We start from the raw sequence: 26436 nt of genomic DNA, 5'->3' as shown, positions 1-26436 counted from the left end.
CCGGACGCATGAGTCTGAAGCGCAGTCTGAACCGGGCGCTCACCGCCACCACCGGCCTCCAGGTGCGCAGAGCCCCTGCCACCACACCGCCCAAGCCAAGGCCGAAGTCCACTCCGAAGCCCACGGCCACCGGCACGGCCCCTGTCACGGCGCCCAGAGCCGCGCCCGCCTACCGATGTCCCGACGACCTCGCCACCGACCGGCTGCTGCGCCGTCCCGTCTTCATCATGTCGCCGGTACGCTCCGGCTCGACCCTGCTGCGGATGCTGCTCAGCTCCCACTCCCAGCTGCACTCGCCGCACGAGTTGCACATCCGCAGGCTGGAGGTCGGATACGGCAGCAAGCTCTCCGAGCGCGCCATGAACGCCCTCGACCTGGGCCGCGGCGACTTGGAGCACCTCCTCTGGGACCGCGTCCTGCACCGTGAACTGGTGCGGTCCGGCAAGGACTTCATGGTCGAGAAGACACCGAGCAACGCGTTCGCCTACCGGCGCATCAAGGACTGCTGGCCCGACGCGCGCTTCGTGTTCCTGCTCCGCCACCCGGTGTCCATCGCCCGCTCCTGGCACGAGGCCGACCCCGAGAAGCGGACCTTCGAGGAGGCGGCGGCCGACGCCCTGCGCTACATGAAGGCCGTGGACAACGCCCGCAAGGGACTCACGGGAGGTCACACCCTGCGCTACGAGGAGCTGACCGAAGCCCCCGAGGAGAGGCTGCGCGCCCTGTGCACCTTCCTCGGCGTCCGCTTCGAGCCGTCGATGCTGGAGTACGGCAAGCGGGACGAGACCCAGGTCCACAAGGGTCTCGGCGACTGGCGCGAGAAGATCCGCACCGGCACCGTCCAGGCGGGACGGCCCCTGCCGTCCGGTGACGAGATCCCTGCCGTCCTGCGGCCGATGTGTGAGGCGTGGGGCTACGGCGGTGACCGGACGTGAAGCCGAAGCCGCACGCGGAGATCGAGCAGGTGTGGCCGCGCGACGGCATGATCCGGGTGGTGGGAAGGCTGCACGGCGCGGCGGCCTCCCCCCAGTGGCGGCTGCTTCTCGTCCATAGGGGACACAGCGGGCAGCAACTGGCGTACCCGGCGCGGGTGTCGGACGACGAGCGCTTCGACTGCGAGCTGCCGGTCGCGGATCTCGCCGGCCACGACGCCGAGGGCGCCGGCCGCTGGGACCTGCATCTCAGCGACGGGGAGACACGGCTGCGGGCCGGGCGGCGGCTCGACGACATACGCGGCAAGAAGCAGATCATGGTCTATCCGGCGCAGCACTCGGGCGCCGTTCTGGTCCGGCCGTACTTCACCGTCGAGGACAATCTGTCGTTGGAGTGCCGGGCATGAGGATCCGCTATCTGCTCCTGCACGCGTACGGCCGTGGCGGCACCGTCCGTACCGTCATGAACCAGGCCAACTCCCTGGTGGCCGCCGGGCACGACGTCGAGGTGGTGAGCGCGATCCGCCGCCGGGACGCGGTGCAGTTCCCGCTCGACGCCCGGGTGACCGTCTCCACACTCGCCGACCTGCGCGAGAGCCCGTACGAGGAACCCCCGCGCGGCCTCGCCGCCCGGCTGCGCGACCGGCGCAGAGCGCACCAACTGAAGTCGCCTGCACGGGAGATACCGAGCGGCGAGTTCGGCTACCGCTACTTCAGCCGGTACGTCGAGGACGCGATCATCTGCTATCTGCGCTCCCTCCGCGCCGGCGACGGCATCCTGGTGACGACACGACCCGGCCTGAACTTCCTCTCCGCCGAGCACGCCACGGGAGGGGTCGTCCGGGTCGCGCAGGAGCACATGAACCACGGCACGCACCGCTCTGACGTGCGTCAGCGCATCCTGGAGACCTATCCCCGCTTCGACGCGGTGGCCGTCCTGACGGAGCGCGACCGCGCGGAGTACGCCCACCTGCTGCCCGGCACCCGGATCGAACGCATCCCGAACGCTGTCCACTCCTTGGACCAGGTGCCCTCCGACCACCACACGAAGATCGTGCTCGCGGCCGGCCGGCTCTTCCCGCAGAAGGGGTTCGACCTGCTCGTCCCCGCCTGGGCGAAGCTCGTCGAGACCTTCCCCGACTGGCAGTTGAGGGTCTACGGCAGCGGCGAGAAGAAGGCGGAGCTACGGGCGCTGATCGAGGAACACCACCTGTACAACCACGTCTTCCTGATGGGACACACGGACCGTCTGGACGACGAGCTCGCCAAAGCGTCGATCTACGTGCTGAGTTCGCGCTTCGAGGGACTGCCGATGGTGATGATCGAGGCGATGAGCCACGCGCTGCCGGTGGTGAGCTTCGACTGCCCGACCGGCCCCGCGGACGTGCTCACCCACGGCGTGGACGGACTGCTCGTGCCCCCTGAGGACCCCGACGCGCTCGCCGACGCGCTGGGCCGGCTCATGGGAGATCAGGAGCTGCGCTCGGAGATGGGGACCGCGGCACTGCTGGCAGCGTCGGCGTACGGCCCTGACGCGGTGCACCCGCGGTGGGAGGCGCTCTTCGGTGAACTCTCGGAGCGGCACGAGCAGGGGCACGGGCACGGGCACGGGAAAGACAGGCGCATCGCGCCACGAAAGGACTCTGACGGATGACCACGGCACGGACGCCGGGCGCCACGATCTGGCTCACCGGACTGCCGAGCGCGGGCAAGACGACCATCGCGCGCGGACTCGCGGGACGGCTGCGGACGGAGGGGCATCGGGTGGAGGTGCTCGACGGCGACGAGATACGGCGCTTCCTCTCGGCGGGGCTCGGCTTCAGCCGCGCGGACCGCGACACCAATGTGCATCGGATCGGCCTGGTGGCCGAAGTTCTGGCCCGGAACGGGGTGTTGGTCGTCGCTCCGGTGATCGCGCCCTACGCGGACAGCAGGGACGCGGTGCGCAAGCGGCATGAGGCGAGCGGCACGACGTACCTCGAGGTGCATGTGGCCACACCGGTCGAGGTGTGCGGCGAGCGCGACGTCAAGGGTCTGTACGCCCGCCACGCGGCAGGCGCGCTGAAGGGACTCACCGGCGTCGACGATCCCTACGAGGCGCCGGTCGACCCCGATGTCACCCTGGCGACGCAGCATCAGACTCCGGAGGAGTCGGCGTCCGCGGTGTACGCGGTTCTCGCGGGGAGGGGGCTCGTATGAGGGGCGTGACTCTCTCGCATCTGGACGCCCTTGAGTCCGAGGCGGTGCACATCTTCCGCGAGGTGGCGGGCGAGTTCGAGCGGCCGGTGATCCTCTTCTCCGGCGGCAAGGACTCGATCGTCATGCTGCACCTGGCGCTGAAGGCGTTCGCCCCCGCGGCGATCCCCTTCTCCCTCCTTCACGTCGACACCGGGCACAACTTCCCCGAGGTCCTCGAATACCGCGACCGCGTCGTCGCCGAGCACGGCCTGCGGCTGCACGTCGCCTCCGTGCAGGACTACATCGACGCGGGCAAGCTGCGCGAGCGCCCGGACGGGACGCGAAACCCGCTCCAGACCGTGCCGCTCACCGAGAAGATCCAGAGCGAGAAGTTCGACGCGGTCTTCGGCGGCGGACGCCGTGACGAGGAGAAGGCCCGCGCCAAGGAGCGGGTGTTCTCGCTGCGGGACGAGTTCTCGCAGTGGGACCCGCGCCGCCAGCGCCCCGAGCTGTGGCAGCTCTACAACGGCCGCCACGCCGCCGGCGAGCACGTCCGTGTCTTCCCCCTGTCCAACTGGACCGAGCTGGACGTGTGGCAGTACATCGCCCGCGAGGGCATCGAGCTGCCGCAGATCTACTTCGCACACCGCCGCGAGGTGTTCCGACGGCACGGTATGTGGCTGACGCCGGGCGACTGGGGCAGCCCCACGGAGTGCGAGACGGTCGAGAAGCGGCTCGTGCGCTACCGCACCGTCGGCGACATGTCCTGCACCGGAGCCGTCGACTCGGAGGCGATGACCCTGGATTCGGTCATCTCCGAGATCGCGGCGTCCCGCCTGACGGAGCGAGGCGCGACGAGAGCCGACGACAAGATGTCCGAGGCCGCGATGGAAGACCGCAAGCGCGAGGGGTATTTCTAACCATGACCAGGCCCATGCCCACAACCACGACCACTCCCAGCACCAGCACCAGCACCACCGACACTCTCCGTCTGGCCACCGCGGGCTCTGTCGACGACGGCAAGTCCACCCTGGTGGGGCGGCTGCTTCACGACTCCAAGTCCGTCCTTGCCGACCAGCTCGAAGCCGTCACCCGGGCTTCTTCGGGTGACGTCCCCGACCTGGCGCTGCTCACCGACGGCCTGCGCGCCGAGCGCGAGCAGGGCATCACCATCGACGTCGCGTACCGCTACTTCGCGACGCCCCGGCGACGGTTCATCCTGGCCGACACCCCGGGACACGTGCAGTACACCCGCAACATGGTCACCGGCACCTCCACCGCCGACCTCGCCGTCGTCCTCATCGACGCCCGCAACGGCGTCATCGAACAGACCCGCAGGCACGCTGCCGTCGCCGCGCTCCTGCGCGTCCCGCACCTCGTGCTCGCCGTCAACAAGATGGACCTGTGCGGCTACGACGAGCATCGCTTCACCGAGATCGTGGAGGATTTCGCGGCTTGCGCCGCCGGGCTCGGGCTTCCCTGCTTCACCGCGATTCCGGTCTCCGCCCTGCGGGGCGACAATGTCGTCACCCGCTCCCCCGCCATGGGGTGGTACGAGGGCCCTTCGCTGCTCGAACACCTGGAGACCGTCCCCGTCGGCGCCGATCTCACCGAAGCGCCACCACGGTTTCCCGTTCAGTACGTCATCCGGCACGGCGAATGCCGTTATTACGCAGGTCAGTTGGTCTCCGGTGCGCTTCGAGTCGGCGATCCCGTCGTCGTGCACCCCTCGGGGCGTACGTCGGTGATCACCGCCCTTGACGTGCTGGGGACGGAGGTCACCACGGCGCAGGCGGGCTCGTCGCTCACCCTGCGGCTGGCCGATCACCTCGACGTGGCACGCGGGGATTTGATCAGCACGGGCGCGCAGTCGCCCGCCGTCACCCGGTACCTGTCGGGCCGCGCCTGCCACCTCGCCGAACGGCCGCTGCGGGTCGGGCAGTCCGTGCTGGTCAGGCATACGACCCGTACGGTCCGTGCCATCGTCCGGGAGCTCGGCGACGGCGTGTCCGAACTCGCCGCCAACGACCTGGGGCGCGTCACCCTGCGCACCGCCGATCCCCTCGTGCTCGACGACTACGCCGACGTGCGCCGCACCGGCGCCTTCCTGCTCATCGACCCGGTCGACGGGGCGACCCTCACCGCGGGCATGGCGCAGACCACCGAACCCGCACGGGCCGCATGACGAACGCGATCACTGTCTGCGGCGCCTCCTGGAGTGTCGAAGGGAACACCATCCTGCGGGACGTCCACCTCGGCGTGGCACCCGGCGAGTTCGTGTGCGTTCTGGGTGCGTCCGGCTGCGGTAAGTCGACCTTGCTGAACCTCGTCGCGGGGCTCGACGCCCCGTCGTCAGGTTCCGTCCACGTACCCGGTGGGCGGCCCGCCCTGATGTTCCAGGAGCATGCCCTGTTCCCGTGGCTCACGGCGGGCGGGAACATCGAGTTCGCTCTGGAGCGCCGGGGGGTTGCCAAGGGGCAACGTCGTGAGGAGGCAGCGGAGTTGCTGCGTCTCGTACGGCTTCCGGAAGCTTACAGGCGTCGCGTCCACGAGCTGTCCGGCGGTATGCGCCAGCGCGTCGCCCTCGCGCGGGCGCTCGCCCAGGGCAGCGAAGTGCTCCTGATGGACGAGCCGTTCGCCGCTCTCGACGCGATCACCCGCGATCTGCTACATGACGAGCTGACCGGGGTGTGGAGCGAGCGCAAGCCGGCCGTCCTGTTCGTCACGCACAACGTGCGCGAGGCGGTGCGGCTCGGGCAGCGGATCGTCCTGATGGCGGCACGGCCCGGACGTGTCGCGCACGTCTGGGACGTCGACATCCCCTATCCGCGCAGGTCCGAGGACGCGGACGTTTCGGCGCTCGCCCGTGACATCACGGCACGGCTGCGCGAGGAGATCGGTGAATGATGGCTTTCCTACAGGCACTCGCGGACTCCTTGCGGGCTCTCGGCGGGCTCTGGTCCGACGGCACGCTGCTTCCTGCGATCGGCCACAGCCTGCTGCGCTGTCTGTACGGATTCGGAGCGTCGGTGGCGATCGGCGTGCCTCTCGGTGTCCTGCTTCCCCTCAGCGCACTCCTGCGCAGAGTCGTGCGGCCGGCCCTCTCGGCGGTGCAGTCACTGCCCGCGGCGGCGCTGGTGCCGGTGGCGGTCGTTTTGCTCGGCGAGAGCGAGTGGGCCGTGTACGCCGTGGTGCTGCTCGGCGCGGTGCCTTCGATCGCCGTGGGTGTCGCGGCCTCGCTCGACCAGGTGCCGCCCCTGCTCGCCCGCGCCGGCTGGTCGCTGGGCTCGGGCGGGCTCCACCAGATCCTGCATGTACGGGTGCCCGCCGCGCTGCCCGGGTTCGTGGCCGCCGTCCGGCAGGGCTGGACCTTCGGCTGGCGTGCGCTGATGACCGCCGAACTCATCACGTCCGTGCCGCTGCCCGGCGTCGGCCGCCTTCTCGACGCGGGCAAGCAGCAGGACGATCTGGCCCTGGTGCTCGCCGCCGTCGCGGTCATCCTCGCCATCGGCGTGGCGGTGGAGTGGCTGTTGTTCACGCCGGTGGAGCGACGCGTCCTCGCCGCTCGCGGGTTGGTCAACTCCCCAGCCTGAGGCGAGGCTTGGGTGCGTCCGTGCGTCCCGTCTGCGGGCGGCGGCTGCCCGCGCGGTACTGCTGGGGCCAGGCGACGCCAGGGCCCGCGTACCCCTGCTCGGCTGCGGCGTGCAGCGTCCAGTTCGGGTCGTACAGGTGCGGGCGGGCCAGCGCGCACAGGTCCGTACGGCCAGCCAGGATCAGCGAGTTGACGTCATCCCAGGAGGAGATGGCGCCGACGGTGAGGACGGGGACACCGGTTTCGTTGCGGATGCGGTCGGCGAACGGGGTCTGGTAGGAGCGGCCGTACGCGGGGCGCTCGTCGGAGACGACCTGACCGGTGGAGACGTCGATCGCGTCGGCACCGTGCGCGGCGAAGGCGCGGGCGATCTCGACGGCGTCGTCCGCGGTGGTACCGCCGTCGGCCCAGTCGGTGGCGGAGATGCGGACGGTCATGGGTTTGCCGTCGGGCCACAACTCCCGTATCGCGTCGAATACTTCGAGGGGAAAGCGGAGCCGGTTCTCCAGGGAGCCGCCGTACTCGTCCGTCCTGTGGTTGGTCAGCGGCGAGAGGAAACCGGAGAGCAGATAGCCGTGTGCGCAGTGCAGTTCGAGGAGGTCGAAGCCGCCGCGCTCGGCCCGCCGGGCCGCGTCGGTGAACTGCTCGCGGATCTCGGTGAGCCCGGCCCGGTCCAGCTCGTGCGGGCGTTGGCTGTTCGCCTTGTACGGGAGGGGCGAGGGGGCGACCAGCGGCCAGTTTCCCTCGTCGAGGGGCTCGTCGATGCCCTCCCACATCAGCTTCGTCGAGCCCTTGCGGCCCGAGTGGCCCAGCTGGAGGCCGATCGCGGTGCCCGGCGCCTGCGCGTGCACGAAGTCGGTGATCCGGCGCCAGGCGCCGGCCTGTTGGTCGGTGTAGAGCCCGGCGCAGCCCGGCGTGATGCGGCCGCGCTCGCTGACGCACACCATCTCGGTCATGACCAGACCGGCGCCGCCGAGCGCCCGTGCGCCCAGGTGGACGAGGTGGAAGTCGCCGGGGACGCCGTCCACCGCGGAGTACATGTCCATGGGGGACACGACCACGCGGTTGCGCAGGGTGAGGTCGCGCAGGCGGAAGGGCGTGAACATCGGCGGCGTACCGTCCGGGCAGCCGAATTCTCGCTCGACGGACTCGGTGAAGTGGGCGTCGCGCAGGCGGAGGTTGTCGTGGGTGACGCGGCGGCTGCGGGTGAGGAGGTTGAACGCGAACTGGCGCGGCGGCTGGCCGAGATGGTCCGGGAGCCGCTCGAACCACTCCAGGCTCGCGCGGGCCGCACGCTGCGTGGACTCGACGACAGGACGGCGCTCCGTCTCGTACGCGGCGAGCGCCTCGGGGATGCCGGGCTGCTCCTGAAGGCAGGCGGCGAGCGCGAGGGCGTCCTCGACGGCGAGCTTGGTGCCGGAGCCGATGGAGAAGTGGGCGGTGTGGGCGGCGTCGCCGAGCAGCACCGTATTGCCGTGCGACCAGCGCTTGTTGACGACCGTGCGGAAGTTGATCCAGGAGGACTTGTTGCCGCGCAGGGTCCTGCCGCCGAGGGCGTCGGCGAAGATCTTGGCGCAGCGCTCGGTCGCGTCACGCTCGTCGAGTTCCGCGAACCCGGCTGCCTCCCACACCTCTTCGCGCATCTCGACGATGACGGTGGACTCGCCGCCGTCCGCCGTGGAGAACGGATAGCCGTGCAGCTGCATCACGCCGTGCTCGGTCTCGGCGATCTCGAAGCGGAAGGCCTCGAAGGCGAAGTCGGCGGCGAGCCAGATGTAACGGCAGCGGTGCGTCTCGATGCTCGGCCCGAAGGCCTCGGCGTGCGCCTCGCGTGTGAGGCTGTGCACGCCGTCCGCCGCGATCACCAGGTCGTACGCGGTGGCCAGCTCGGCGGCGGGCGGCGCCTCGGCACGGAAGCGCAGGTCGACGCCGAGCTCCCGGCACCGCTCATGCAGGATGCCGAGCAGCCTGCGCCGCCCGAGCGCCGCGAAGCCGTGCCCGCCCGAGGTGTGGCGGGTCCCCCGGTGCACGATGTCGATGTCGTCCCAGCGCACGAACTCCACCTGGAGCGCGGCATAGACGACGGGGTCGGCGTGCTCGATGCCGCCGAGCGTCTCATCCGAGAGGACGACGCCGAAGCCGAAGGTGTCGTCCGGGGCGTTGCGCTCCCAGACGGTGATCTCACGCTCCGGGTCGAGCCGCTTGAGCAGGGCAGCGGCGTAGAGCCCACCGGGACCACCGCCGATGACAGCGATACGGTGCGCCGCGGGCGGCGTGGGGGGCGTGGGCCTCCGGGCGGCCCCGACTACCTCGGCGAAGCTACCCGGCCGACCGCGCGCGGACCGGGCGGCGGCCGCGGACCCGGCTGCGGGGACGGTCGCCTCACCGGGCGCGGGCGGCTCGACGGGCACGGGTGGTTCGCCGGGCACGGGCCGCCCGCCGGGCACGGGTGCTTCGACGGACGCGGGCCGCCCGCCGGGCACGGGTGCTTCGACGGACACGGGCCGCCCGTCGGCCGCAGGCCGCTCACCGGGCACGGGCGATTCGCCGGACGCGGGCGGTTCGCCGGACAGGGGCGATTCGCCGGGCGCGGGTGCCTCGCCGGACACGGGCCGCCCGTCGGCCGCAGGCCGCTCACCGGGCACAGGCCGCTCGCCGGACAAGGGCGATTCGCCGGGCGCGGGTGCCTCGCCGGACACGGGCCGCCCGCCGGCCGCAGGCCGCTCGCCAGGCGGCGGCCCCTCGCCCGGCGCCGGCAGCTCGCTTCCTCGCGGCTCACTCATCGTCAGCGCCCCTGCCACTTGGGCGGGCGCTTCTCCGTGAACGCCGTGTGGAATTCCTTGTAGTCCTCGCCCGTCATCAGGAGGGCCTGCGTCGCCGCGTCCAGTTCCACGGCCGCGGCGAGCGGCATGTCCAGTTCGGAGGTCAGCAGCGCCTTGGTCTGCGCGTACGCGAGCGCGGGGCCTTCGGCGAGGCGGCGGGCCAGGGCCTGTGCGGCCTCGGGGGCCTTGCCCTCGTCCGTCAACTCGCTGATCAGGCCGATCCGTTCGGCCTCCGGGGCACGCACCGGGTCGCCCAGCATCAGGATGCGGGTGGCGTGGCCGAGCCCGACGACGCGAGGCAGGAGATACGCCGCCCCCATGTCGCCACCCGAAAGGCCGACCCGCGTGAAGAGGAAGGAGAACCGCGCCGAGGGGTCCGCCACCCGGAAGTCCGAGGCGAGGGCGAGCACGGCTCCCGCGCCGGCGGCCACCCCGTGCACGGCGGTGATCACCGGGAAGGGGCACTCGCGGATGGCCCGTACGACCTGGCCCGTCATGCGGTTGAAGTCGAGCAGCTGGGCGGTGTCCATGCCGAGGGTCGCGCCGATGATCTCGTCGACGTCACCGCCCGAGCAGAAGCCGCGCCCCTCTCCGCCGAGCACCAGGGCGCGTACGGACTTGTCGCGGGACAGCTCGGCCAGGAGATCGCGCAGGTCGGCGTAGGCGCCGAAGGTGAGGGCGTTCAGTTTGTCCGGGCGGGCGAGGGTGACCGTGGCGACCCCGTCGTCCACCTCGAAGCGCAGGTGCTGCCAGTCGGGGGTGCGGGGGGCGGAGCCGGTGAAGGGACTCATGACGACGTGCGGCCTCCTCGGTCGGGGCGGCGGCGGTCCACCTCGTGCTACAGCGTGGAGTGCTCTCCGTATTCGAAGTTATCACTCATCCGTGACTACCGTCACGAGCACGCGATAAACAAGGCGCGCTCAAGGGCCGGACGTCCTGGACAAGCCCGACCGTCGACCCTGTCGACATAGCGCTTAAGATTCGTACGGTTGAAAGCAGGATCGCCTGCTGCCCTGAACGGACCCGCCTTGCACGAACCACCCGCTCCTGCCTCGTGGCGCATCGCGCTGCCGCACACCGCTGCGGCCGTACCGATCGCCCGCGCGCTCGTGCGTACCGCGCTCGCGGAGATCGAGTCCTCCGCCGACAGCGATACCGCCGAGCTGCTCACGGCCGAGCTGGTGGCCAACGCGGTGGAGCACACCTCGGGGCAGGACCCGATAGAGCTCGTCATCGAGCTCCTGCCGACCGGCTGCCAGGTCGAGGTCCACGACTCGAACCCGCTGCCGCCCGGCAACCTCAGCAACCCGGCGCCGATGAGCGAGCCCGACCCCTGGCAGGAACACGGGCGCGGCCTGCTCCTGATCCGCACCCTCAGCTCGTCCTGCGGTCACCGCCCGACCGACTCCGGCAAGGCGGTCTGGTTCACGCTTCCCGCGGCGTAGGCGCGTCGGCGTCGGCGGCTTTGCCGAGCCGTGAGTGACGGCGCCCGTACAGCGCGTACACCAGCGAGCCCACGATCAGGAACACCGCGAACTGCACCCACGTCGTCCAGCCCGTGCCCCAGATCAGATAGAGGCAGAAGCCCACACCCAGGAGCGGGCTCAGCGGGTACAGCGGCACCCGGAAGGTGCGCTTGAGCTCCGGCGCCGAGCGGCGCAGCGCGAGCACCGCGACGTTCACCGCGACCATGATCGCCAGCGTGCCGATCGTCGTCAGGTTGACCACCACGTCGAGCGACGAGAAGGCGGCGGGCACGGCGAAGACCGCGGCGACGATCCAGGTGTTGGCCGCCGGCGTCGACGTCTTCGGCGAGACGCGCTCGAAGACCCGCGGGATGAGCCCGTCGCGGGACATCGACATCAGGATGCGGGTCTGCCCGTACATCACGGCCAGCACGACGGACGCGATGGCCACGACGGCGCCGAAGGCGATGATGCCGCCGCCGACCGACGAGTCGGTGACCTGGTCGACGACCAGCGAGAGCGCGGCGGGCTTGTCGGCGACCGCGTCCGCGCCCAGCGCGCCGATCGCTCCGAGGGCGACGGCGACGTACAGGAGCGTGGCGACGCCGATGCAGATCAGGATGGCGATGGGGATGTTGCGCCGCGGGTTCTTGACCTCTTCGCCCGCCGTGGTGATCGCGTCGAAGCCGATGAACGAGAAGAAGGCGAGCGAGGCGCCCGCGGTGATACCGGATGCTCCGGCGCCCGCGAAGGGGGTGAGGTTGCCGGCCTTGAACGCGGTGAACGCGATCGCCAGGAAGAACAGCAGGATCCCGATCTTGAGGATGGCCATGGCGGCCGTCGCCCGCGCGCTCTCGCGGATGCCGCGCACGAGAAGCACCGCGGCCAGCAGGATCACGACCACGGCGGGCAGGTTCACGACGCCGCCCTCACCGGGACCCGCGGACAGCGCGTCGGGCAGGTGCCAGCCGGTGAGGCTTTCGAGCAGCTCGTTCAGGTACTGGCTCCAGCCCACCGCCACCGCCGAGACGGAGACGCCGTACTCCAGGAGCAGGCACCACCCGACGAGGAACGCGGTGCGCTCGCCGAGCGAGGCGTACGCGAAGGAGTACGAGCTGCCGGAGACGGGGATCGCGCCGCCCAGCTCGGCGAACGAGAAGGCGGTGAAGATGCAGGTGACGGCGGCCAGGAAGTACGAGACGGCGACCGCGGGGCCCGCCTCGGCGACGCTGTCGGACAGGCCGACGAAGATGCCGGTGCCGACGATCGCGCCGACACCGAAGCACACCAGCTGGAACAGGCCCATGGTGCGCTTCAGGCCATGGCCTTCGAGGTCGGCGCCCGATTCGGCGACGAGGAGTTCGGGGGACTTGATGCGGAGTCCTGCCGGACCGGTCGGGCGCATGCGGTGGTTCTCATTTCGGTGGTGCGGGGAGCGGCGGGGGTATGCCGCGAAAAAAGCGGGGCCGGGGGAAGGTGTTCCCCGGCCCCACCCGTGTGAGCGTGCGGTAACGCGTTCAGGCGAGCGTGGCGACGAGGACCGCCTTGATCGTGTGCAGACGGTTCTCGGCCTCGTCGAAGACGACGGAGTGCGCCGACTCGAAGACCTCGTCGGTGACCTCGAGAGAGCTTAGACCGTGCCGGGCGTGGATCTCGCGGCCGACCTGCGTGCCCAGGTCGTGGAAGGCCGGCAGGCAGTGCAGGAACTTCACGTCGGCGTCGCCCGTGGCGCGCAGGACGTCCATGGTCACGGCGTACGGCGCGAGGGCCGCGATGCGCTCGTCCCAGATCTCCTTGGGCTCGCCCATGGAGACCCAGACGTCGGTCACGACGAAGTCGGCGCCCGCGACGCCCTCGGCGACGTCCTCGCTGAGGGTGATCCGGGCGCCGCTGTTCTCCGCGAGCTCGCGCGCCTTGGCCACGATCTCGTCGGCGGGCCAGTAGGCCTTGGGCGCGACCATGCGCACGTCCATGCCGAGGAGCGCGGCGGTGATCAGGTACGAGTTGCCCATGTTGTAACGGGCGTCACCGAGGTAGGCGAAGGCCATCTCGGTGAGGGGCTTGTTGCTGTGCTCGGTCATCGTGAGCACGTCGGCGAGCATCTGGGTGGGGTGCCAGTCGTCCGTCAGGCCGTTGTAGACCGGCACGCCCGCGTGGGCGCCGAGCTCCTCCACCGTCGCCTGGGCGGCGCCGCGGAACTCGATGGCGTCGAACATCCGGCCGAGCACCCGCGCGGTGTCCTTGGCGGACTCCTTGCCGCCGATGTGCGAGCCGGTCGGGTCTATGTACGTCGTCGAAGCACCCTGGTCGGCCGCCGCGACCTCGAAGGAGCAGCGGGTCCGCGTGGAGGGCTTCTCGAAGATCAGCGCGATGTTCCTGCCCTGCAGACGCCGCGTCTCGGTCCCCGCCTTCTTGGCCGCCTTCAGCTCGGCGGCCAGCTCGATCAGGCCGCGGAACTCCTCGGCGGTGAAGTCCAGCTCCTTGAGGAAGTGGCGGCCGGTGAGGTCGATGGCCATGATGGCGCTCCAGGGGTACGCGTACGGGGACGCTGGAAGTCTATACGATGCCCCACATTTATATACGGCGTCAGTCGACGGCATCCCGCTGCACCGGGCAGCTCATGCACCGCGGGCCGCCCCGGCCGCGCCCCAGCTCGCTGCCCAGGATCTCGATCACCTCGATGCCCTCCTTGCGCAGATGCGTGTTCGTGGTCGAGTTCCGTTCGTACGCCACCACGACGCCCGGCTCGACGGCGAGCACGTTGCACCCGTCGTCCCACTGCTCGCGCTCGGCCGCGTGCACGTCCTGGGTGGCCGTGAGAACCCGGATGCCGCTCAGCCCGAGGGCCGCCGCTATCGCCCGGTGCATGTGCTCGGGCGGATGGTCGGTGACCTTCAACTCCCGTCCGTCGACGCCGGGTTCGATGGTGTACGAGCGGAGCATGCCGAGGCCCGCGTACTGCGTGAAGGTGTCGCTGTCGACCATCGTCATCACCGTGTCGAGATGCATGAACGCGCGTCTCTTCGGCATGTCCAGGGCCACGATCGTCTGCGCGGAACCCGCGGCGAAGAGTTTGTGCGCCAGCATCTCGACCGCCTGCGGGGTGGTGCGCTCGCTCATGCCGATGAGGACCGCGCCCCGGCCGATCACCAGGACGTCACCGCCCTCGATGGTGGAGGGGTAGTCCGACTGCCCCTGGGACCACATGTGGAACTCCTCGGCCCGGAAGAGCGGGTGGTGCTGGTAGATCGCCTCGAAGTGCACGGTCTCGCGCTGCCGCGCGGGCCAGCGCATCGCGTTGATCGAGACGCCGTCGTAGATCCACGCCGAGGTGTCGCGGGTGAAGAGGTGGTTGGGCAGCGGGCCGAGCAGGAAGTCGTCCAGGTCCATGCAGTGGAAGCGCACGGACGTCGGCTCGGGGTGGCGCTCCAGGTACTCGCGCTTGGTCATCCCGCCGATCAGCGCGTCGGCGAGCTCGGCCGACGGCATGCTCTCGAACGTGGCCCGCAGGTGGTCCGTCGCCAGCGGACCGTACTCCTTCTCGTCGAAGACCCGGTCGAGGACGAGGAGGCGGGCGCCGGGCACGTCCATGGCCTCGGTCAGCAGGTCGCCGAAGAGGTGCACGGCCACGCCTCGGTCGCGCAGTACGTCGGCGAATCCGTCATGTTCCTGGCGGGCCCTGCGGACCCACAACACGTCGTCGAAGAGCAACGCGTCCTTGTTGGACGGGGTGAGTCGCTTGAGCTCCAGATCGGGGCGGTGCAGTATCACGCGGCGCAGCCGCCCGGCCTCGGAGTCGACATGGAATCCCATGGGGTCCATCTTTCCCCTGCCGGGCGGCCGACGCCCGCTGTTGCCCAAAGCCGTCGGGCTTGCCCAGAGCCGTCGGGCTTGGCCAGAGCCGTCGGGCTTGGCTAGAGCCGCGGGTCCACCGGCTCCGACTCCAGGGCCAGGACCGCGAACACCGCCTCGTGCACCCGCCACAGCGGCTCGCCCGCCGCGAGCCGGTCCAGGGCCTCGAGGCCGAGCGCGTACTCACGGATCGCGAGTGAGCGCTTGTGGCCGAGGAAACGGCCGCGCAGCTTGTCGAGGTGGTCGGGGCGGGTGTACTCCGGGCCGTAGATGATCCGGAGGTACTCGCGACCGCGGCACTTGATGCCGGGCTGCACGATCCGGCCCTTCCCGTCGCGGACCAGCGCCTCGACCGGCTTGACGACCATGCCCTCGCCGCCGCGGCTCGTCATCTCCAGCCACCAGTCGATGCCTGCCTGGACCGACGCCTCGTCGCCCGTGTCGACGTACAGCCGCCGGGTGGTCTGCAGCAGGCCGCTGCCGTCGTGCTCCACCATGCGGTCGATCAGGGCGAGCTGCGCGTCGTGCGGGAGCGCGGCGAGGCTGCGGCCCCGGACGGCCAGGATCTGGAAGGGCGCGAGACGCACGCCCTCCAGGCCGTCGGTCGGCCAGCAGTAGCGGCGGTAGGCGTCCGTGAACGCGGCGGCGTCCGCGGCTCGTTCGCGCTGCTCGGCGAGGAGCCCTCCGGTGTCCACCCCGCGCGCCGTCGCGGCCTGCAGGGCGGCGATCGCACCGGGGAAGACGGCACCGGACGCCGCGCCCACGGCCGCGTACTGCGACCGCAGCAGCCCTGAAGCCTTCAGTGACCAGGGCATCAACTCGGCGTCGAGCAGCAGCCAGTCGGTGTCCAGCTCCTGCCACAGGCCCGCCTCGGTGACGGCGGCGCACAGGCGCCCGAGTATCTCCTCGGTGACCTCTACATCGTCGAAGAAAGGGCGGCCCGTACGGGTGCAGAGCGAGCCGGTCGGGCCGTCCACGCCGAAGCGCTCGCGGGCCACGTCCGCGTCCCGGCACACCAGGGCCACGGCGCGCGAGCCCATGTGCTTCTCCTCGCACACGACCCGGCCGACACCGTCCGCGGCGTACGACGCGAAGGCCTCGGCGGGGTGTTCCAGGTAACCCTCGCGCTGCGAGGTCGCGGTCGGCGCCATCGTCGGCGGGAGGTACGGGAGCAGCCGCGGGTCGACGGCGAACCGGCTCATGACCTCAAGGGCCGCCGCCGCGTTCTCCTCGCGCACCGCGACGCGGCCGGCGTGGCGGGTCTCCACCGCGCGGCGGCCGTGCACGTCGTTCAGGTCGAGCGGCCGGCCGTCGTGGCCGCCGGGCCCCTCCGTGCGCAGCGGCTTGGCGGGCTCGTACCAGACCTTTTCCGCCGGTACGTCGACCAGTTCGCGCTCCGGCCAGCGCAGCGCGGTGAGGCTGCCGCCGAAGACCGCGCCGGTGTCCAGGCAGATGGTGTTGTTCAGCCAGGTCGCCGTGGGCACGGGCGTGTGGCCGTAGACGACGGCGGCGCTGCCGCGGTAGTCCTCCGCCCACGGGTAGCGCACCGGCAGGCCGAACTCGTCGGTCTCGCCGGTGGTGTCGCCGTACAGCGCGTGCGAGCGCACCCGCCCCGACGTACGGCCGTGGTACTTCTCGGGCAGGCCCGCGTGGCAGACGACGAGCTTGCCGCCGTCGAGGACGTAGTGCGAGACTAGGCCGTCCACGAACTTCCCCACGCTCGCGCGGAATTCCTCGCTCTCGGCCCCCAACTGCTCGACCGTCTCGGCGAGTCCGTGGGTGAGCTGGACCTTGCGGCCCTTGAGGTGACGCCCGAGCTTGTTCTCGTGGTTGCCCGGTACGCACAGGGCCGTGCCGTCGGCGACCATGGACATCACGCGGCGCAGCACGCCCGGCGAGTCCGGGCCGCGGTCGACGAGGTCGCCCACGAACACGGCCGTACGCCCTTCGGGGTGCGCGCCGTCGGCGTAACCGAGCTTGCCGAGCAGGGTCTCCAGCTCGGTGGCGCAGCCGTGGATGTCGCCGATGATGTCGAAGGGGCCGGTGAGGTGCGAGAGGTCGTTGTAGCGCTTCTCGGTGACGATGGTGGCGTGCTCGACCTCCTCGACTCCCTTGAGGACGTGGACCTTTCTGAAGCCCTCACGCTCCAGGTGCTTGAGCGAGCGCCGCAGTTCGCGCTGGTGGCGCTGGATGACGCGGCGGGGCATACCGGACCGGTCGGCGCGCTCGGCGTTGCGCGCGGCGCAGACCTCCTCGGGCACGTCCAGGACGATGGCGATGGGCAGCACGTCGTACTGCCTGGCGAGCTCGATCAGCTGCTTGCGGCTCTCGCTCTGCACGTTGGTCGCGTCGACGACGGTGCGGCGGCCCGCGGCGAGGCGCTTGCCCGCGATGTAGTGCAGCACGTCGAAGGCGTCACGGCTCGCGCCCTGGTCGTTCTCGTCATCGGCTACGAGGCCGCGGCAGAAGTCGCTGGAGAGCACCTCGGTGGGCTTGAAGTGCTTGCGGCCGAAGGTGGACTTGCCGGAGCCTGTGGCGCCGACGAGGACGACGAGGGAGAGATCGGTGACGGGCAGCACGCGTCCCGCGCTCACGGCTTCGGTGCTGGTGCCGGTTTCGTGCGTCATGCTGCCTGCACCTCCTTCGTGGTCTTGGCGTTCGCGTCGCACTTGACGCTCATGTCGTTCTTCTCGTTCTTCTCGTTCTTGTCGGCCTGTGTGAACACGGCCATCTGGGTCGGCGGCCCCACCTCGGGGTCGTCGTCCCCTACGGGCACGAACTCCACGTCGTACCCGTGCCGTTCGGCCACGCGCGCGGCCCAGTCGCGGAACTCCTCGCGCGTCCACTCGAACCGGTGGTCCCCGTGCCGCACGTGCCCGGCGGGGAGCGTCTCCCAGCGGACGTTGTACTCGACGTTCGGCGTCGTCACGAGCACCGTGCGCGGCCGCGCGGAGCCGAACACCGCGTACTCCAGGGCGGGCAGCCGCTCCAGGTCGAGGTGCTCGATGATTTCGCTGAGCACTGCGGCGTCGTATCCCTTGAGCCGCTTGTCCGTGTACGCCAGCGAGCCCTGGAAGAGCTTGACGCGCTCGGCCTGCCGCTCACCCAGGCGGTCGAGCTTCAGCCGCCGTGACGCGACGGTCAGCGCCCGCATCGACACATCGACACCGGCGATCTCGGTGAACCGCGTGTCCTTGAGCAGCGCCTGTACCAACTGGCCCTGCCCGCACCCGAGATCGAGCACGCGCCCGGCACCGGCGCCGGCCAGCGCCGCGATGATCGCCTCGCGCCGCAGCACGGCGAGCGGCACGGGCTTTTCCTCTGTGTCACTTTCCTCGTCGACCGCGTTGTCGAGGTCGTCGACTCCCGTGTCGTCCGCTTCGGCGAGCCGCGCCAGTTCGAGACGCTGCGTGGCCTCCCGGGTCAGCGACCAGCGCCGCGCCAGATAGCGGCTGGTGATGACCTTCTGCTCCGGGTGGTCCGCTAGCCAGCCCTCACCTGCCCGCAACAGCTTGTCGACCTCGTCCGGCGACACCCAGTAGTGCTTGGCGTCGTCGAGCACAGGGAGGAGGACATAGAGGTGCCGAAGCGCCTCGCCCAGGGTCAACTTCCCATCCGGCACGTCGAGTACGAGGTGGACGTACCGCGAGTCGCCCCACTCCGGGAACTGTTCGTCCAACGGGATCCGCGTCACCGCGACCGTCCAGCCCAGCGGCTCGAACAGCCCCCGCACCAGGTCGGCGCCGCCGCGCGCGGGCAGCGCGGGCACCTCGATGCGCAGCGGCAGCGGCCGCCGCGCCCGCTCGGGCCGCGCGTTGCACACCCCGCGCATGGCGCTGGAGAACACCGCGCTCAGCGCGACCGCGAGCAGCGACGAAGCGGCGTAGGGCCGGTCGTTCACGTACTGCGCGAGCGCCGCGTCGGGCGCCCCGCCCCGGCCCTTACCCTTTCCCCGCCGCACCAACGCCACGGGATCCACCTCGAGCAGCAGCGCGGCCGTGCAACGCTCCTCGGACGCCTCGGGGTAGAGGACGTGCGCGGTGCCGTAGGAAGTGGAGAACGCCTGCGCCTTCTCGGGATGCTTGTGCAGCAGGAAACCGAGGTCGGTCGCGGGGCTGTCGGGGGTACCGGAGGTACTGATCGTCAGGAACACGGGTATGCCTCGAAACGCAATCTGAACTGCGGAAACTTACGGTTGCGGCTCCAGCGCGCCTGTAGACCGTACAGCGAACATCACCGAGTCACTCAGGGGTTTTAGCCGCCCCGGGAACCTGCCCCGCGTCCCGTCATCCCTCCACCCAGCCGTGGCCCTTTCCGTGCTGCACCAGTTGCTCGCGCAGCTGCTTGACCTGCTCACCGGTCATCCACGGAGCCACGTCGAGCAGCAGCTCGGTCACCTCGAACGAGTACTCCGCGACGCTGAGCACATCGCAGGTCGGCTCCTCCCCGTCGTCGAACCCCGGAGCGGACGCCTGAATCGACGGAGGCACCTCGGCCCTGCCACCCGCGAACGGCAGCCGCGCCGTCGGCGTCTGCGCCCCCTTGGGCAGCCGGACGGATGACGCCTTGGGCCCGCGCTCGCCCTCCTCGATCTCGAACTCGACCCGCGCTCCCGTGTGCACCAAAGGCTCCGGGATCAGCAGGTCGTTGGCGTGCAGGAAGACGTCCTCGCCACCATCCTCGGGGGCGATGAAGCCGTACCCCCGCGCGCCGTCGAACCGGATAACCCTGCCGGCGACCATCTCAACCACCCCAACCTCAACACCACCTCCGGGCCCCTCGCCCGGACAGCCAGTGCCGAAGCCTAACCTCCGGCCCCCGGCGCCGTACGGCCGAGCGGCTCCTTGCGGCCCCGCTCCCGAGCAGCGGCAACACGGCTTGCTCGGGACTGAAAGTGGATCCGGCAACCGGGCAAGATGGGTGCATGGACCTTCGAATCTTCACCGAACCGCAGCAGGGCGCGACCTACGAGACGCTCCTGCGCGTCGCCAAGGCCACCGAGGACCTCGGCTACAGCGCCTTCTTCCGCTCCGACCACTATCTCGTGATGGGCTCCTCCGACGGCCTCCCCGGCCCCACGGACGCCTGGATCACCCTCGCGGGACTGGCCCGTGAGACGCGGCGGATCCGGCTCGGCACGCTGATGACCGCGGGCACGTTCCGACTGCCGGGGGTCCTCGCGATCCAGGTGGCGCAGGTCGACCAGATGTCGGGCGGCCGCATCGAGCTCGGCCTCGGCTCGGGGTGGTACGAGGCGGAGCACTCCGCGTACGGAATTCCCTTCCCGAAGGAGAAGTTCGGTCGCCTGGAGGAGCAACTCGCCATCGTCACCGGCCTGTGGGAGACCCCGGTCGGCGAGAGCTTCACCTTTGACGGCACCTACTACCAACTCTCCGATTCCCCCGCCCTTCCCAAGCCCGCGCAGCCCAAGGTGCCCGTCCTCATCGGCGGCCACGGCGCCAAGCGGACCCCCGCCCTCGCGGCCCGCTACGCGAGCGAGTTCAACATTCCCTTTGCCTCTCTTTCCGATACCGAGCAGCAGTTCAAGCGCGTACGCGCCGCCGCGGAGGAGGTCGGCCGCAAGGGCGACGACCTCACCTACTCCAACGCCCTGGTGGCCTGCGTGGGCAAGACGGACGCGGAGGTGAAGCGCCGCGCCGACGCCATCGGGCGCGAGGTGGAGGACCTGAAGGCGAACGGGCTCGCCGGCTCCCCGGCGGAGGTCGTCGAGAGGATCGCCGCCTACCAGGCCGTCGGCTCGCAGCGCATGTATCTCCAGATCCTCGACCTGGACGATCTCGACCACCTGGAGCTGATCTCCTCCCAGGTCATGTCGCAGCTGACCTGACAGCGCCCCGCCCGAGCACGACCGACCCGGCCGCGACCGGCCAGGGCGCGAGGGACCGGACGCTCCCGTCAACTCCGCCGGCCGCGCCGGTCCCGCGCGGCCCCGGCAGGGTGAAAACGCGTCAACCCGGCATCCGGGGTGGCTCCGCCCCAGTGACCCGCCGACGCGGGTGATCGTTGGCTCGGGCGGAGCCGGACCGCCCGGCACCCGCGCCGGCGGCCGCTGCTGGTGCGTCGCTCGCATCAGCAGCCCTCCGGCACCGCGAGGGCGAGGGCCGAGGAGGCCGCCATGTCGCAGGAAGCCGTACCCGAGCAGGAGGCCGCGCGCGAGACGTCCGTGCCCGAGCAGCAGGGCCCACCCAAGGGCCTGCTCCAGCAGATGGAGGAGCTGATGGCAGCGCTCAACGCGGACCTGACGCAGCTCGACGCGGATCTGCAGCAGTCCACGACGGACGGCGACACCACGACCTCCACCCCGCGCCCCCCTGCAGACGACACCACGACCTCCACCCCGCGCCCCCCTGCAGACGACACCGCGCCCCCTGCTCCTCGCCCCTCCACCGGCGACGAGCCCACCCGCTTCTGACGGCACCGGCACTCCCCCGGCCCCTGTGCCACCCGGCCGGTAACGGCCGCCGTCACAGCGCCGGATCATGGCGGCCCCGCCGCCGAGTCGGGCTCGGGCAGGCTCTGTTCGCGCACCGCGAGCCGCCGCAGCATCTCGAGCACCCGGTCCCTCGACTCGTCGGCGGCGTCGATCGCTTCCATGCACTGCCAGTACACCCCCTCGTCGTCCGCGCCCATGGCCACGCCGACGAGCGCGATGCCCACATCGCCGAGCAGTTCGTCAAGGCCTCGCAACACCTCGTGCGGCCGGCCGATGCCCGTCAGTCGCGACGCCCGTATCCCCTCCATCCCGAGGCCGGGTGCGACGAAAGCCCCGCGTCCCCTGCCGCCGCCTTCGCTCAGACCGAGCGCCTCGCCCCGTAACTCCGGAGGTCCCGCGATCGCGAGGCGGCTGCCGATCGCCTGTGCCAGAGCCTGGGACTGCCACACCTCGGCGACCACGTCCGACGGTTCCTGGCTCCGCGCCAGAGCGTGCCTGCTCGCCTCGATGAGCCGCATCGCCTCCATGCGCACCACCACCCAACCCGCGCGCGCCCGCCGCACGTTCGCCCGAACTGCTCTGCCCACTACCCAGAGTGAGTGCCAGCCGGACGAAAAGCCAGAGCAACCAGGAAATCTGTGGACAAGTTATCGAGTGGGGATAACTCGCCCACTCCGGAGAGTGACGGATCTACGCGCTGCGGAGAGATCACGGTGACCGACGGAAGGCCCGGAAGGCCCGGAAGGCCCGAAAGGCCCATCGGCAGCCCACGGATAGCCAGTGGACGATCCATCCACTCACGTCGCCGGAAAACGCTGTTCATTGCGGTCGATCTTCTCGGCGAGCGCCGCCAGCGCGTCGATGCCGAGCACCTCGCAGAACTGCAGCAGATAGGCGAGCACGTCGGCGACCTCGTCCGTCACCCGGTGCGCCGAGTCCGGATCCGCCATCACCCGCGCCGACTCGTCAGGGGTCAACCACTGGAAGATTTCCAGGAGTTCGGAGGCCTCCACGCTGAGCGCGGCGGCCAGGTTCTTCGGCGTGTGGTACTGCTCCCAGTCCCGCTTCGCCGCGAAATCGGCCAGCCTGCGCTGCAGTCCCGCTACATCAAGTTCCGTCACGCCCCAAGGTCTACCATCGTGGCCCCGCCCACCTGAGCGGCCCATGACGCGTCGCTCACCGTCCCGACGAGGCGGATGTGGCCGCGTTCGCAGGTGCTCCTGGCCAGTTCGGCCAGTGCGCGCTTCTGGCGCTGGTCGAGGAAGTGGTCGAGGCCGTCGGCGAGCACGGTGAGGCTCTGGTAGGCCGACGGCACCTCGGCCACCGGGTCCACCTCGAGCACTCCGGGCCCCGTCAGCAGCACCAGAGCGAGCGCCAGAAACCTCAACTCGCCGTCCCCGAGGCGTCCGACGGGCGACCTGATCCCGCCGCCCCGGTCGATGAGCGCGTGGACCGATCCGTCGTCGGTCACTTCCGCGAACACATCGGCGACCGGCCCCGCACACCCCGCCCGCACCGCCGCCACGAGCCGCGCGTGCCGGTGGCCGCACTCCTGCCGCGTTCGGAGAAGGACCTCCGCGAGGTTGTCGCAGCCGCTCAACAGGCGCCCAGCGCCGATGAGTCCGGGCGGCACGGGCAGTCGCATGAGGCCCGGCCGTGGAGCGCACGGGAACACCGAGCGCAGCGCGACGACCACCTGCTCAGCAGCGGCGAGCACCAGGCGCTGCCCCTCGGTCTTGCCCGCGACGCGCAGCGGGAGCAGCGCCGTGCCGAGCCGGTCGTCCGGCAGCGGTCCGCGCGTGACCGGCGTCATGCCCGCCGTGTGCCAGGCGGCCTGCACCGCGCGCCGCCCCGGATCGCGCAGCGCCGTCTCGAGCAGCGTGAGCCCGCCCCGGGTCAGCCGCTCCCCCACGACGCGCAGTTCGGGCTCGGCCTGTACGGCGACGTCGAGCCGCACCGCTCCGACGGGGCCCTCGACCGTGCAACCGATGCGGAAGCCGCGCCGCTGCTGCTCGTCGCCCCGTGCGCGGTCGGGCACGCAGGCCACGGGATCGGCGAAGACGTCGACGAGTTCCTCACCCCCGCCCAGCCGCGCCAGCGCCTCGTACGCGGCGAGCGCGGTGGACTTGCCGCTCCCACTCGGCCCCGCGAGCAGGGTCAGCGGGCCGAGCGGGAACACGGCGCCCCGATGCGAGGCGAAAGCCGAGAGCCGCAGCTCGGTGACGCGGCTCCGGTCCGGACCCGACAGTGGCTCGGCGCCCGCCGCCGGGAGATGCACAGTCATGTCCGGACGGTAGGCGGCGACGGATCTGGGGAACCGTTCCGCCCGAGTGACCTTCCTACGAATGAGGGATTTCCAGGGAGCGACTCCCGCAGCGCCTACGACTGTGCGGCCGCGACGAGCCCCTGTACCTCGGTCCCGGGCGGCGCGAGCAGGAAGACGTTCTTGTCGACGCGGTGCATCCCGCAACCGAGGCCGAGGACCACGCCGCTGCTGAAGTCAAGGACCCGCTTGGCGACTTCCGTCTCCGCACCGGTCAGGTCGAGCAGGACCGGAATCTGCGCCATCACCGTCTCGGCGACCTCGCGGGCGTCCGCGAAGATGTTCACCCGCATCACCACAAAACGCCGCCGCGCCTCGGTCTCCGCTTCGGGCATCGCGCGGTGTCCGGGCCAGGACGGCCATTCGTTGCGGCTGCGCAGCGGTACGACCTGGGCGAGCCCTTCCCACTGTTCATCGGTGACGTCGTGGCTGTTCAACGCTCCACCCCGTCCTGGCTCGCACTCGATATCTGCACTGGCTCATTCTTACGCGACCTCACCCGTTCAGCCCAACAGCGACACGGAGCGAGCGGACCAGTCTGCCAGGGCCGGCGGGTCAGTGTCCCAGGAGTCCCACAAGCCCTTCGGCCAGGCAGGCACGCCAACAGGCCCAGTCATGGCCGCCGTTGTACTCGTTCAGGGTCACCGGGCAGCCGCGCGAGCGCAGAGTCTCGTACAGATCGCGGTGGTGGCCGAGAATCGCGCCCTCGCGCAGTCCGACGTCGAGGCGCACGGTGACGGGCCGGAACGCGCCGTCACCGAGGCGCGAAGGGGGCGAGGTGAAGGGCGCGGCGAAAGGTTCGCTGAGGGCCACAGAGGAGGGTGCGGAGAGGGGTGCCGACTGGGCCAGGACCTTGCCGAAGCGTTCCGGCCGGCGGAATCCCGCGTGCAGGGAGGTCAGCCCTCCGAGGCCCTGGCCCGCGACGAGCGTGCGCGCGGGGTCGGTGGTGAGGGGCCAGCGGCCCGCCGCCCACGGCAGCAGCTCGTCGGCGAGGAATCGCACGTGGCTGTCGGGCGCGCCCAGTTCACGGCTGCGCGTGGCCCTGTCGACGGAGTCCGGGGCGAGGACGGCGAGCGGCGGCACCGCGCCGTCGGCGATGAGGGCGTCCAGCACGTCCTGGAAGGCGAGCCGCCCGAACCACATGTCGCCGTCGTTCAGCACGAGCACCGGCAGTTCGGCCTCCCGGCTGCCCGGCGGGAGGTACGCCCACACGTCACGCTCGGCGCCGAGCACCCCTGCGGGCAGCCGGTGCCGCTCGACCTTCCCCCGGGCCACTCCCGAGCGCCGCTCGGTCCATGCCCGCGCGGGCGCCCGCGGCAGCTCGAAGACGGAGGTGTCGGCGCCCGGCCAACGGCCGGGAGTACGCCGGTGGTTGAGCGGGTCGGGCGCGGCGTGCGCGGACAGGGACAGCAGCCGCCGCTGGAGGAGATCGGGAGAGGCGGGCGGTTCGCCGGGCGAGATGTCGGAGGCCATGCGGTACGAGCCGCGGTGGTCGGCGCGCAGCCGGTAGGTGAGGTGCCAGATGTCCGTGCCGGGCAGCGGGCTCAGCCGGGACGCTGCGAGGCCGGCAGGGTCCGCGAGGCCTTCGGCGAGCAGCAGGACCTGGCGGGTGGCCCGGTGGCCGCGCCACAGGAAGGTCACTGCGCAATGGTCCGGGTCGCCGTCGAGCGCCTCGACCAGGGGGGTGCCGCGGCGCGCGGCATCCGCCCAGAACTCCTCCAGGATGACGGCACGTTCGGCCTCGGTGGCGTCGGCGGCGCGTGCTGCGACGCGCTCGATGTGGGGCGTGGCGCCCGCGAGCCTGCGGGGCGCCGCGTCGGCCGCGAGCACCCCCGTGGTGACCGTCATCCGCACACGAAGAGGACCCGCATCGTTCCCCGCCTTCCTGGCCCAGCACACAGCAACATCAACTTAGCTAAGCCTAACCTAAGTCAAAAAGTCAACACCACTCCGGGCAGGCCCATGACGCGCCCGGGGACGAGAATCTGCCCATGGATTCTGATCAGACGGATGCCTACCTGCGCCGCATCGGTACCGAGCGTCCCGCCGCTCCCACCACGCGCGCCCTGCACGATCTGCACGTCGCGCATCTGCGCGCCGTCCCCTTCGAGAACCTCTCCATCCATCTCGGCGAGGACATCGAACTCACCGAGGATTCCTTGGTCGCGAAGGTCGTCGGCGCCCACCGCGGCGGCTTCTGCTACGAACTCAACGGGGCGTTCGGCGCGCTGCTCACCGCGCTCGGCTTCGAGGTCACCTTGTTGCAAGCCCGTGTGTACGACGCCGAGGGGCACCCCGGAATCCCCTACGACCACCTGGCGTTGCACGTGCGTACCTCCGACGGCGGTGACCGGCTGGCGGACGTCGGCTTCGGAACTCACAGCCATTTCCCGCTGGCCTTCGGCGAACGCGCGGACCAGCAGGACCCCGGCGGCACCTTCCGTATCGACGAGACCCCCGAAGGCGATCTGGACGTCAGCAGGGACGGCAAGCGGCAGTACGTGGTCGACCGGCGCCCGCGCGCCCTCGGCGACTTCACGGCCGGCGCCTGGTGGCACCGCACTTCGCCCCGGTCCCACTTCACGCGGTCACTGGTCTGCTCGATGCTCACCGGGACCGGGCGGATCACCCTCAGCGGCCGCACCCTCACCACCACGACGGCGGGCGGTGAGCGCGGGAGCGTCGAACTGGCCACGGACGCCGAGGTGCTCGACGCGTACGCCACCCACTTCGGCATCGTTCTGGGGCAGGTGCCGCAGGTACGGGAGGCCCTGTTCCCTGGGGGCGGCCGCACGGAATCCGCCTCTTGACACTTCC

The 26436-nt window shown here is 70.9% G+C and carries 25 protein-coding genes; 12 read left to right on the top strand and 13 right to left on the bottom strand.

The window, feature by feature from the left end:
• Positions 1–8 precede the first annotated feature (8 nt).
• From ABXJ52_RS28585 to ABXJ52_RS28550, 8 genes are read left to right on the top strand one after another with little or no spacing between them, the layout of a single operon-like run.
• On the top strand, positions 9–935 hold the full coding sequence (locus ABXJ52_RS28585) for a sulfotransferase (RefSeq protein WP_367045675.1): 927 nt from the start codon (positions 9–11) through the stop codon (positions 933–935).
• Positions 932–1339, top strand: a complete 408-nt coding sequence (locus ABXJ52_RS28580) for a hypothetical protein (protein WP_367045674.1) — start codon at positions 932–934, stop codon at positions 1337–1339. The genes ABXJ52_RS28585 and ABXJ52_RS28580 overlap by 4 nt, the downstream gene beginning before the upstream one ends.
• Positions 1336–2586 (top strand): glycosyltransferase family 4 protein, encoded by a 1251-nt coding sequence (locus ABXJ52_RS28575; protein WP_367045672.1) that lies wholly within the window; start codon positions 1336–1338, stop codon positions 2584–2586. The genes ABXJ52_RS28580 and ABXJ52_RS28575 overlap by 4 nt, the downstream gene beginning before the upstream one ends.
• On the top strand, positions 2583–3131 hold the full coding sequence (gene cysC / locus ABXJ52_RS28570; RefSeq protein ID WP_367045671.1) for an adenylyl-sulfate kinase: 549 nt from the start codon (positions 2583–2585) through the stop codon (positions 3129–3131). Before ABXJ52_RS28575 ends, cysC begins: the two co-directional genes overlap by 4 nt.
• Entirely contained in the window at positions 3128–4030 is a 903-nt protein-coding gene (cysD, locus tag ABXJ52_RS28565; protein WP_367045670.1) for a sulfate adenylyltransferase subunit CysD, read from the top strand. The genes cysC and cysD overlap by 4 nt, the downstream gene beginning before the upstream one ends.
• Positions 4031–4044: 14 nt before the next feature.
• Positions 4045–5295 carry a GTP-binding protein gene (locus ABXJ52_RS28560; RefSeq protein ID WP_367045668.1) on the top strand — a complete coding sequence of 417 codons (1251 nt, stop codon included), beginning with the start codon at positions 4045–4047 and terminating at the stop codon, positions 5293–5295.
• Complete coding sequence (locus ABXJ52_RS28555; protein ID WP_367045666.1) at positions 5292–6017, top strand: ABC transporter ATP-binding protein; 726 nt, start codon at positions 5292–5294, stop codon at positions 6015–6017. Before ABXJ52_RS28560 ends, ABXJ52_RS28555 begins: the two co-directional genes overlap by 4 nt.
• Positions 6014–6703, top strand: a complete 690-nt coding sequence (locus ABXJ52_RS28550; protein ID WP_367045664.1) for an ABC transporter permease subunit — start codon at positions 6014–6016, stop codon at positions 6701–6703. Before ABXJ52_RS28555 ends, ABXJ52_RS28550 begins: the two co-directional genes overlap by 4 nt.
• On the opposite strand, the gene ABXJ52_RS28545 is transcribed toward ABXJ52_RS28550, so the two are convergent.
• Both ABXJ52_RS28545 and ABXJ52_RS28540 read right to left on the bottom strand, forming a co-directional pair.
• Positions 6687–9485 carry a bifunctional salicylyl-CoA 5-hydroxylase/oxidoreductase gene (locus ABXJ52_RS28545; RefSeq protein ID WP_367045662.1) on the bottom strand — a complete coding sequence of 933 codons (2799 nt, stop codon included), beginning with the start codon at positions 9483–9485 and terminating at the stop codon, positions 6687–6689. The genes ABXJ52_RS28550 and ABXJ52_RS28545 overlap by 17 nt on opposite strands.
• A gap of 2 nt (positions 9486–9487) precedes the next feature.
• Positions 9488–10315 carry an enoyl-CoA hydratase family protein gene (locus tag ABXJ52_RS28540; protein WP_367045660.1) on the bottom strand — a complete coding sequence of 276 codons (828 nt, stop codon included), beginning with the start codon at positions 10313–10315 and terminating at the stop codon, positions 9488–9490.
• A gap of 222 nt (positions 10316–10537) precedes the next feature.
• Here ABXJ52_RS28540 and ABXJ52_RS28535 point away from each other — a divergent pair, with 222 nt between their 5' ends.
• Positions 10538–10969: an ATP-binding protein gene (locus ABXJ52_RS28535; protein WP_367049336.1), complete on the top strand. Its 432-nt coding sequence runs from the start codon at positions 10538–10540 to the stop codon at positions 10967–10969.
• Here the strand turns inward: ABXJ52_RS28535 and ABXJ52_RS28530 are convergent.
• From ABXJ52_RS28530 to ABXJ52_RS28505, 6 genes are all read right to left on the bottom strand, one after another.
• Positions 10950–12395: an amino acid permease gene (locus ABXJ52_RS28530; RefSeq protein WP_367045659.1), complete on the bottom strand. Its 1446-nt coding sequence runs from the start codon at positions 12393–12395 to the stop codon at positions 10950–10952. The two genes, ABXJ52_RS28535 and ABXJ52_RS28530, sit on opposite strands and share 20 nt — an antisense overlap.
• A gap of 112 nt (positions 12396–12507) precedes the next feature.
• Positions 12508–13506, bottom strand: coding sequence for an ornithine carbamoyltransferase (gene argF / locus ABXJ52_RS28525; protein WP_367045657.1), 999 nt, complete (start codon positions 13504–13506; stop codon positions 12508–12510).
• Positions 13507–13576: 70 nt separating this feature from the next.
• Positions 13577–14803: an arginine deiminase gene (locus ABXJ52_RS28520; RefSeq protein WP_367045655.1), complete on the bottom strand. Its 1227-nt coding sequence runs from the start codon at positions 14801–14803 to the stop codon at positions 13577–13579.
• A 101-nt stretch (positions 14804–14904) separates the two neighbouring features.
• On the bottom strand, positions 14905–17469 hold the full coding sequence (locus ABXJ52_RS28515; protein WP_367045653.1) for a polynucleotide kinase-phosphatase: 2565 nt from the start codon (positions 17467–17469) through the stop codon (positions 14905–14907).
• The gene (locus ABXJ52_RS28510) at positions 17466–18995 is read right to left on the bottom strand and encodes a 3' terminal RNA ribose 2'-O-methyltransferase Hen1 (protein ID WP_367045651.1); all 1530 of its coding nucleotides are present in this window, start codon (positions 18993–18995) and stop codon (positions 17466–17468) included. Before ABXJ52_RS28510 ends, ABXJ52_RS28515 begins: the two co-directional genes overlap by 4 nt.
• Before the next feature lie 133 nt (positions 18996–19128).
• The gene (locus tag ABXJ52_RS28505) at positions 19129–19584 is read right to left on the bottom strand and encodes a cold shock domain-containing protein (RefSeq protein WP_367045649.1); all 456 of its coding nucleotides are present in this window, start codon (positions 19582–19584) and stop codon (positions 19129–19131) included.
• Positions 19585–19766: 182 nt separating this feature from the next.
• On the opposite strand from ABXJ52_RS28505, the gene ABXJ52_RS28500 reads away from it, so the two are divergent.
• Together ABXJ52_RS28500 and ABXJ52_RS28495 are read left to right on the top strand one after the other, a co-directional pair.
• The gene (locus ABXJ52_RS28500) at positions 19767–20690 is read left to right on the top strand and encodes an LLM class F420-dependent oxidoreductase (protein ID WP_367045647.1); all 924 of its coding nucleotides are present in this window, start codon (positions 19767–19769) and stop codon (positions 20688–20690) included.
• 288 nt (positions 20691–20978) lie between these two features.
• On the top strand, positions 20979–21275 hold the full coding sequence (locus ABXJ52_RS28495) for a hypothetical protein (protein ID WP_367049496.1): 297 nt from the start codon (positions 20979–20981) through the stop codon (positions 21273–21275).
• A 65-nt stretch (positions 21276–21340) separates the two neighbouring features.
• On the opposite strand, the gene ABXJ52_RS28490 is transcribed toward ABXJ52_RS28495, so the two are convergent.
• The 5 genes from ABXJ52_RS28490 to fes form a co-directional block, all read right to left on the bottom strand.
• Positions 21341–21823: a DUF6099 family protein gene (locus tag ABXJ52_RS28490; RefSeq protein ID WP_367049334.1), complete on the bottom strand. Its 483-nt coding sequence runs from the start codon at positions 21821–21823 to the stop codon at positions 21341–21343.
• Positions 21824–22093: 270 nt separating this feature from the next.
• Positions 22094–22417, bottom strand: coding sequence for a nucleotide pyrophosphohydrolase (locus ABXJ52_RS28485; RefSeq protein ID WP_367045646.1), 324 nt, complete (start codon positions 22415–22417; stop codon positions 22094–22096).
• Positions 22414–23580, bottom strand: a complete 1167-nt coding sequence (locus tag ABXJ52_RS28480) for an ATP-binding protein (protein ID WP_367045644.1) — start codon at positions 23578–23580, stop codon at positions 22414–22416. Before ABXJ52_RS28480 ends, ABXJ52_RS28485 begins: the two co-directional genes overlap by 4 nt.
• Positions 23581–23675: 95 nt before the next feature.
• Positions 23676–24056 carry a cell division protein SepF gene (locus ABXJ52_RS28475; protein WP_367045643.1) on the bottom strand — a complete coding sequence of 127 codons (381 nt, stop codon included), beginning with the start codon at positions 24054–24056 and terminating at the stop codon, positions 23676–23678.
• Positions 24057–24174: 118 nt separating this feature from the next.
• Positions 24175–25467 carry an enterochelin esterase gene (gene fes / locus ABXJ52_RS28470; protein ID WP_367045641.1) on the bottom strand — a complete coding sequence of 431 codons (1293 nt, stop codon included), beginning with the start codon at positions 25465–25467 and terminating at the stop codon, positions 24175–24177.
• A 143-nt stretch (positions 25468–25610) separates the two neighbouring features.
• Between fes and ABXJ52_RS28465 the strand changes: the two genes are divergently transcribed.
• Positions 25611–26429: an arylamine N-acetyltransferase gene (locus ABXJ52_RS28465; RefSeq protein ID WP_367045639.1), complete on the top strand. Its 819-nt coding sequence runs from the start codon at positions 25611–25613 to the stop codon at positions 26427–26429.
• The last annotated feature ends 7 nt before the right edge of the window (positions 26430–26436 follow it).

The sequence above is a fragment of the Streptomyces sp. Je 1-332 genome (genome assembly GCF_040730185.1).
GTDB lineage: Bacteria > Actinomycetota > Actinomycetes > Streptomycetales > Streptomycetaceae > Streptomyces.
The sequence above is the reverse complement of the archived record's forward strand: the minus strand, read 5'-3'. Positions and strand labels throughout refer to the sequence as shown.